6 protein-coding genes and 1 pseudogene are annotated in these 7,150 nt (G+C 30.3%); 6 read left to right on the top strand and 1 reads right to left on the bottom strand.

The annotated features are described in order from the left end of the window. A partial coding sequence (locus tag ACRDDY_RS02445; protein WP_438563383.1) for a hypothetical protein occupies nt 1-531 on the bottom strand: 531 nt, incomplete at its 3' end. Nucleotides 532-703: 172 nt separating this feature from the next. On the opposite strand from ACRDDY_RS02445, the gene ACRDDY_RS02440 reads away from it, so the two are divergent. The 6 genes and pseudogenes from ACRDDY_RS02440 to ACRDDY_RS02415 form a co-directional block, all read left to right on the top strand. Beyond that, on the top strand, nt 704-1,603 hold the full coding sequence (locus ACRDDY_RS02440) for a DNA-3-methyladenine glycosylase family protein (RefSeq protein ID WP_438563382.1): 900 nt from the start codon (nt 704-706) through the stop codon (nt 1,601-1,603). 105 nt (nt 1,604-1,708) lie between these two features. Next, nucleotides 1,709-3,013 carry an O-antigen ligase family protein gene (locus ACRDDY_RS02435; protein WP_438563381.1) on the top strand — a complete coding sequence of 435 codons (1,305 nt, stop codon included), beginning with the start codon at nt 1,709-1,711 and terminating at the stop codon, nt 3,011-3,013. A 174-nt stretch (nt 3,014-3,187) separates the two neighbouring features. Continuing rightward, nucleotides 3,188-3,460 carry a co-chaperone GroES gene (locus ACRDDY_RS02430; RefSeq protein WP_438563384.1) on the top strand — a complete coding sequence of 91 codons (273 nt, stop codon included), beginning with the start codon at nt 3,188-3,190 and terminating at the stop codon, nt 3,458-3,460. A 12-nt stretch (nt 3,461-3,472) separates the two neighbouring features. Continuing rightward, entirely contained in the window at nt 3,473-5,092 is a 1,620-nt protein-coding gene (groL, locus tag ACRDDY_RS02425) for a chaperonin GroEL (protein WP_438563380.1), read from the top strand. A gap of 178 nt (nt 5,093-5,270) precedes the next feature. After that, nucleotides 5,271-6,944 carry a GspE/PulE family protein gene (locus ACRDDY_RS02420; protein WP_438563379.1) on the top strand — a complete coding sequence of 558 codons (1,674 nt, stop codon included), beginning with the start codon at nt 5,271-5,273 and terminating at the stop codon, nt 6,942-6,944. A gap of 17 nt (nt 6,945-6,961) precedes the next feature. Continuing rightward, nucleotides 6,962-7,150: pseudogene (locus ACRDDY_RS02415) on the top strand (hypothetical protein); the annotation flags it as partial.

Below are 7,150 nucleotides of genomic sequence, written 5' to 3'. Positions count from 1 at the left end.
TCTTCCTTCTGGTGTATTTGCAACTACTGTTGTTTCTCTGTTTGTTTTGTAAAGTGTCCATGTGTAGAAGTCTGTTACTACATCATTTAGGTCTTCTTTTGAGATTAATGTTTTTGCAATTTTGTTTCCAGATTTATCTTTTAAAATTATAGCTACTGTATTATTATCCACAGTTTCTGTTTCGTTCATTGCATTTCTGTTGAAAACTTCTAGGTTTGCTGCTCTATTGTCTAAAGTATCTCCATTTTTATGGATGATTGGTGCATTTATATCTTCATTTAAAACTATGTTTCCAAGGTTTTGTTTTAATGATTTACCTTTTTTATTTGTTTTTGAAGAGTGAATGTTAACTACAAGGTAGCTATTAGAATCTTTATTCCATTCAGCAAACCAAGTTCCTTCAGCTTTTATTTTGTCAACAGAGTCTGTATCTACTTTAACTTCGAATTCTTTACCTTTTTTATTTAAGATTGTCATCACTGTATAATCATTTTCATTTTTAAATGTGTTTTCTATTTTTTTATAATCCATATTTGTTATAAACACTTCCTTTAATTAAATTATGTATTGTTACAGTATAGCAAAGAATTGTTAAATAAGAAAGGAGAGAAAATTGATACTTCTTGAATAGTTTAATATAATTAAGGAAATAGCTATAATAAATATTATGGTAAGTTAAACTTACTAGGATTGGAGAATTTTTATGGATTATAAGAAAATAGAGTATATAGATGATAAGGTTATTTTAAATGGAATTAAGAACTTTAACTTGGAGCAGATTTTAGAGTGTGGACAATGCTTTAGATGGGAGAAGATTAGTGATTTACATTATATAATTGTGGCTTTTGAAAAGGTTCTTGAGATTAAGCAAGAAGGAGATAAGGTTACTTTTTCTAATACTAATAAAGATGAATTTGAGAAGATTTGGCTTGGGTATTTTGATTTGGATAGAGATTATGATACTGTCAAAAATGCTTTGAAGAATGATTCTGTTTTAGAGGAGTGCATGGAGTTTGGTTATGGTATTAGACTTCTTAATCAAGAGGCTTTTGAGATGCTTATAAGCTTTATTATCTCAGCTAGAAATAGTATTCCTGTAATTAGGGGAACTATCTTAAAGATTAGTAAGAGATGGGGGAATGAAATAGAGTATAAGGGAAATAAATATTATACTTTTCCAAAGGCTGAGGTTTTAAAGGATGTTACTGAATTAGAACTTAAAGAAGAGGGTGGATCTTTTAGAAGTAAATATATAATTGATACATCAGAAAAAGTGTTTGAGGATTTACATAAGTTAGATGGTAAATTTAATTTAGAGAGAATAGTAAGATTAAATGAAGATGAATGTCATAAAGCCCTTCAAGAGTTTAAGGGAGTAGGTGCAAAGGTAGCAGATTGTATTATGCTGTTTGGAATGGGTAAGCAAGGAGCATTTCCTGTAGACAGATGGGTGGAAAGAATAATGAATTATTTCTACAATTTAAATGAAACATCAATGCCTAAAATAAGAGTAGAAGGTAAAAAGAAATTTGGAGACTTAGCAGGATTTGCACAACAGTATCTTTTTTACTATGCAATAGAGAAATCAATAAAATTAAAGTAGAGAGAAAACTTCACATTATGTGGAGTTTTTTTGTTTATAGTATTAAGAATTAATTTTTTAATACTATAATAAGATAGTATTAAAATAAATTTAAAAGGGGAATGTATGAGGGGTTTGGAAAAGATAAAGAAGTTAAATGAAAGAGATTTTGAAACTAAGGAAGTTATAAATATTTTATTATATTTAGTTTTATGTGTAATGCCTTTAATACTTGGAGGAAGTGGAAGTGATAGATATTATTTTCCAAAGGCGGTATTTTTAGATTTTATTGGATTTATAATTTTTCTTTTGCTTATTAAGGAGAAGGAGAAGCTTAATAGAAAAGTGGATAAGGTATATTTATTATTTTTCTTACTGCTTTTTTTATCAGCAATTTTTGCAGAGGATTTGGAGCGGGCTATTTTTGGTGGAAAGTGGAGATATGAGGGAATAATAACTTTATTTATGTATGGAGTTTTATTTATTGCAGCTAGTAGATATTTCATTTTTAGTAAAAAGGGACTTGAAGTATTTTTAGGAAGTGGACTTATTGTTTCTATTTATTATATCCTCCAAAACAATGGCGTAGAGCTTATGAAGTTTTGGCTTGGAACTGCTGAAAAAATGAATACAACTATAGGAAATAGAAATTTTGTAGGGACATATGTATTAATATTTTTAGCATTATCTATTAGTTTATTTATTTTTTATAATAATAAAAGATATTTAATTTATTCATTAATATATTTTGCAGCACTTATTTATTCTCAAACTAGAGGTGCTTGGGTTGGATTACTATTTTTATGCTTTGTAGGACTCCTTTTTATTATTAAGGATAAAAAGAAGATTATGAGAGCAGGAATTATAGTAGTTTCTTTTATAGGGATTTTTATGATTATAAATACAAAGAGTGAAGGTGTTATATTAGCTAGAGTAGAGACTATTAAGGAAGAGGTAAAGGAGTTTAAGGAAAAGGATATTAAAGCTGGAAGTGGAAGACTTGGAATATATATAGGAACTTTTCATATGATTAAAGATAGACCTTTCCTTGGTGCTGGAGTTGAAAACTTTTGGTATGGATTTGAGAAGAGTGCACCAAAGGAGATTATAGAGGCTTGGAATGCACAAAATACTATTGTGGATAAGGCACATAATGAAATATTACATTATGCAGGAATAAGTGGAATATTATCTGCCATAACATATATTATGTTAATCTTTATTGTAATGAAAAATTTATGGAAAAAGAGGAATAATGAGAATATAAAAATAATATTTATAGTTCTTGTAGGATATTTATTTCAAGCAAACTTCAATATTAGTGTAGTTTCAGTTGCACCAATATTTTGGATTATCTTAGGTTTTGGAAGCTCTAGAACAATTGAAAAAAATATCAAATGGGAAATTTTGAGAAAAAAAGAGTGTGAATGAGAGAATTAGAGTATTCTAAGAATAGATTAATCTAATTTATCATAAAAAGAGAAAATAAGGTAATAATATTTAAAGAAAAGTTTGAAATTATTTCTAAGAAGGGATATTATTATAATTAAAGATTAGCACTCTAATAAAGTGAGTGCTAAAAGGAAATTAAAAGGGAGGCTTTATATTATGATTAGACCATTAGGTGATAGAATTGTTATAAAAAGATTAGAAGCAGAAGAAAAAACAAAGAGTGGTATAGTTTTAACAGGCACAGCGAAGGAAAGACCACAGGAAGCTGAGGTTGTAGCAGTAGGGCCTGGAACTAAGGATGTTAATATGGAAGTTAAGGTAGGGGACAAAGTTCTTTACGCTAAATATACAGGGACAGAGGTTAAGGTTTCTGGAGAAGAATTTATTATACTTAAGCAAGAAGATGTTCTTGCAGTTGTTGAATAGGAGGGAATAGTTATGGCTAAAATTATTAAATTTGGTGAAGATGCTAGACGTGCAATGCAAGTTGGTGTTGATAAATTAGCAGATACAGTTAAAGTTACTTTAGGACCAAAAGGAAGAAATGTTATTTTAGATAAAAAATTTGGAACACCTTTAATTACAAATGATGGAGTTTCAATTGCAAGAGAAATAGAACTTGAAGACCAATATGAAAATATGGGTGCGCAACTTGTTAAAGAAGTTGCAACTAAGACTAATGATGTTGCAGGAGATGGAACTACAACAGCTACACTTTTAGCACAAGCTATTATAAGAGAAGGACTTAAGAATGTAACAGCAGGAACTAATCCAATGCTTATAAGACAAGGTATCAATATGGCGGTAGAAAAAGCTGTTGAAGAAATTAAGGTTATATCAAAACCTGTTACAGGAAAAGAAGATATAGGAAGAGTTGCAGCTATTAGTGCAGCCGATGAAAATATAGGAATGCTTATAGCAGATGCTATGGAGAGAGTTGGAAATGAAGGAGTTATAACTGTTGAAGAGTCAAGATCAATGGGAACTGAACTTGATGTTGTTGAAGGAATGCAGTTTGATAGAGGATATGTTTCTCCTTATATGGTAACTGATACAGAAAAAATGGAAGCAGTTTTAGATAATCCATATATCTTAGTTACTGACAAAAAGATAAATAATATTCAAGATATTCTTCCTATATTAGAGCAAATTGTTCAAAATGGAAGAAAGCTTCTTATTATAGCTGATGATATTGAGGGAGAAGCTATGGCAACTCTTGTTGTTAATAAATTAAGAGGAACATTTACATGTGTTGCAGTTAAAGCACCAGGCTTTGGAGATAGAAGAAAAGAAATGCTTAAAGATATTGCCATACTTACAGGAGCTGAAGTTGTATCTGAAGAGCTTGGAAAAGACTTAAAAGAAGTTCAATTATTTGAACTTGGTGAAGCTGAAAGTGTTAAGATAACTAAGGAAAACACTACAATAGTAAATGGAAAAGGTGACTCTGATGAAATAAAAGCTAGAGTTAACCAAATTAAAGCTCAAATTGAAGAAACTACATCAGAATTTGATATGGAAAAACTTCAAGAAAGACTTGCAAAACTTGCAGGTGGAGTTGCAGTTGTAAAAGTTGGTGCTGCAACTGAAACAGAGCTTAAAGAAAGAAAATTAAGAATTGAAGATGCATTAGCTGCTACAAAAGCTGCTGTTGAAGAAGGTATAGTTCCAGGTGGAGGAAGTGCCTATGTTAATGTATTAAATAAAGTAAATGAATTACATTCAGATGTTTATGATATTAAAGTTGGAATTGATATTATAGTTAGAGCTTTAGAGGAGCCAATGAGACAAATTGCAACTAATGCAGGGGTTGAAGCGTCTGTTATTGTAGACAAAGTTAAAAATAGTGAAGAAGTTATAGGATATGATGCATTAAGAAATGAATACAAAGATATGGTTAAAGCGGGAATTGTTGACCCAACAAAGGTAACAAGATCAGCACTTCAAAATGCAGCATCAGTAGCTTCAACTTTCTTAACTACAGAAGCAGCAGTTGTTGATGTAAAAGAGAAAGAAGAACAAATTCCAGGAGCTCCAGGAATGGAAGGAATGTACTAAAAAAATAAAATAAAAAGATAATTATAAAGCAAGTCTATAGTAATATGGGCTTGCTTTTTTGCATATAAAGTAATATAAAAACAAAATATTAAGAAATTATTAAACAATTTAAAAAGAAATATTTAAAAATAAAGTAAAATAATGTATAATATCTAATATAAAGCATAGGAGGAAAATAATGGGCGTTAAAAGAAGGCTTGGGGATTTATTAGTAAAGAATGGAAAGATAACTGATAACCAGCTTAGAACAGCACTTGCAAAGCAAGCAATGTCAGGAAAAAGACTTGGAGAGATACTAATTGAAAGTGATTACGCAACAGAAGAAGATATAATAACTACTTTAGAAATTCAACTTGGAATAAGAAGAGTTAACTTAGAATTTATGGAGCTTGACAGCACAATTTTAAATAGAGTTCCAGATACTTTATGTCAAAAGCATCACATAATTCCACTTCAGGCAGATGAGTATAACATTTGTATAGTAACATCAGATCCATTAGACCTTTTAGCAGATGAAGATATAAGTATAGTAACAGGACTTAGTGTATTAAAGGTTCTTGATACAAGAACTTCAATAGATTTAGCCATATCAAAATATTATGGAAGTCAATATGCAAAGGAAGTTGCTAAAGATTTAGAACTTGAAGGTTTAGATGAAATAGAAGAAGAAAAGCATGAAAATATAGAGGATGATGCACCAGTCATAAAGTTTGTTAATACAATTATTCAAAATGCAGTAAAAATAGGAGCAAGTGATATTCATATAGAACCTATGGAAAAAGAGATTCGTGTACGTGCAAGGGTTGATGGAGAGCTTTCAATTATGTTAACTGCACCTATAAGGTCAAAATCAATGCTTATAACAAGAATAAAAATACTTGCAAACATGAATATTGCAGAGAAGCGTGTACCACAAGACGGTAGAATCCTTCAAGAAATTGATGGTGTAAAAATAGATTTCAGGGTATCAAGTCTTCCAACAGTTCATGGTGAAAAGGTTGTAATAAGAATACTTAAAGCATCAAATGAGCTTAAAGATAAAAGCTCACTTGGAATGGATGATGATGACATTAAAAAGCTTGTTCAAATCCTTTCTAATACTTATGGAATTGTTCTAGTAACAGGACCAACAGGAAGCGGTAAATCCACAACGCTATACTCAGTATTAGGGGAGTTAAATAGTATAGATAAAAACATAATAACAGTTGAAGACCCAGTAGAATTTACTGTTGATGGAATAAATCAAGTAAATGTAAATACAAAGGCTGGAATGACCTTTGCATCTGGTCTTAAATCAATACTAAGGCAAGACCCAGACGTAATAATGATTGGGGAGATTAGAGATACAGAAACAGCAGAAATTGCAGCAAGAGCTGCTATAACTGGACATGTTGTTTTAAGCACACTTCATACAAATGATGCACCTTCAACTATAGTAAGACTTATAGATATGGGAATTGAGCCATTCTTAATTTCAACATCTTTAGTTGGAATTATAGCACAAAGGCTTGTAAGAAAAGTTTGTATGGGATGTACAGAAGAATATGAAGCAGCAGATTATGAGAAAAAATTATTAGGAATTCCATTTTATGAAAAAGTAATACTAAAAAGAGGGAAGGGATGTTCATACTGTAATAATACTGGATATAAAGGTAGAACTGGTATATATGAAATATTAAGTATAAATAGGGAAATGCGTGAAGGAATTATAAGGAATGAAGATTCAGATACCTTAAAAGAAATTGCAATGAAAAATGGAATGAAAACATTAAATAAAGCTTGTATAGAAAAAGTAATGCAAGGTATAACAACAATAGATGAGCTTATGCGAGTGGCATATTTAAGAGAGTAAAAGGGGTATAAAGGTATATGGCTATTTACAAGTACAAAGCAAAAAATATGCAAGGTGATGTAATAGAAGGTAGTCTTGAAGTGGAGAGCAAAGAGCTCTTAATGGAAAATATCAGAAGTAAAGGATATTTTCCAATAAAAATAGATATGGAAAAGAATAGTGAGATGGAAATAAATTTATTCAAAAAGAAAATAAATTTAAAAGAA

This window comes from Clostridium sp. (assembly GCF_051656525.1).
Classification (GTDB): domain Bacteria; phylum Bacillota; class Clostridia; order Clostridiales; family Clostridiaceae; genus Clostridium.
This window is presented reverse-complemented; position numbering and strand designations above follow the sequence as displayed.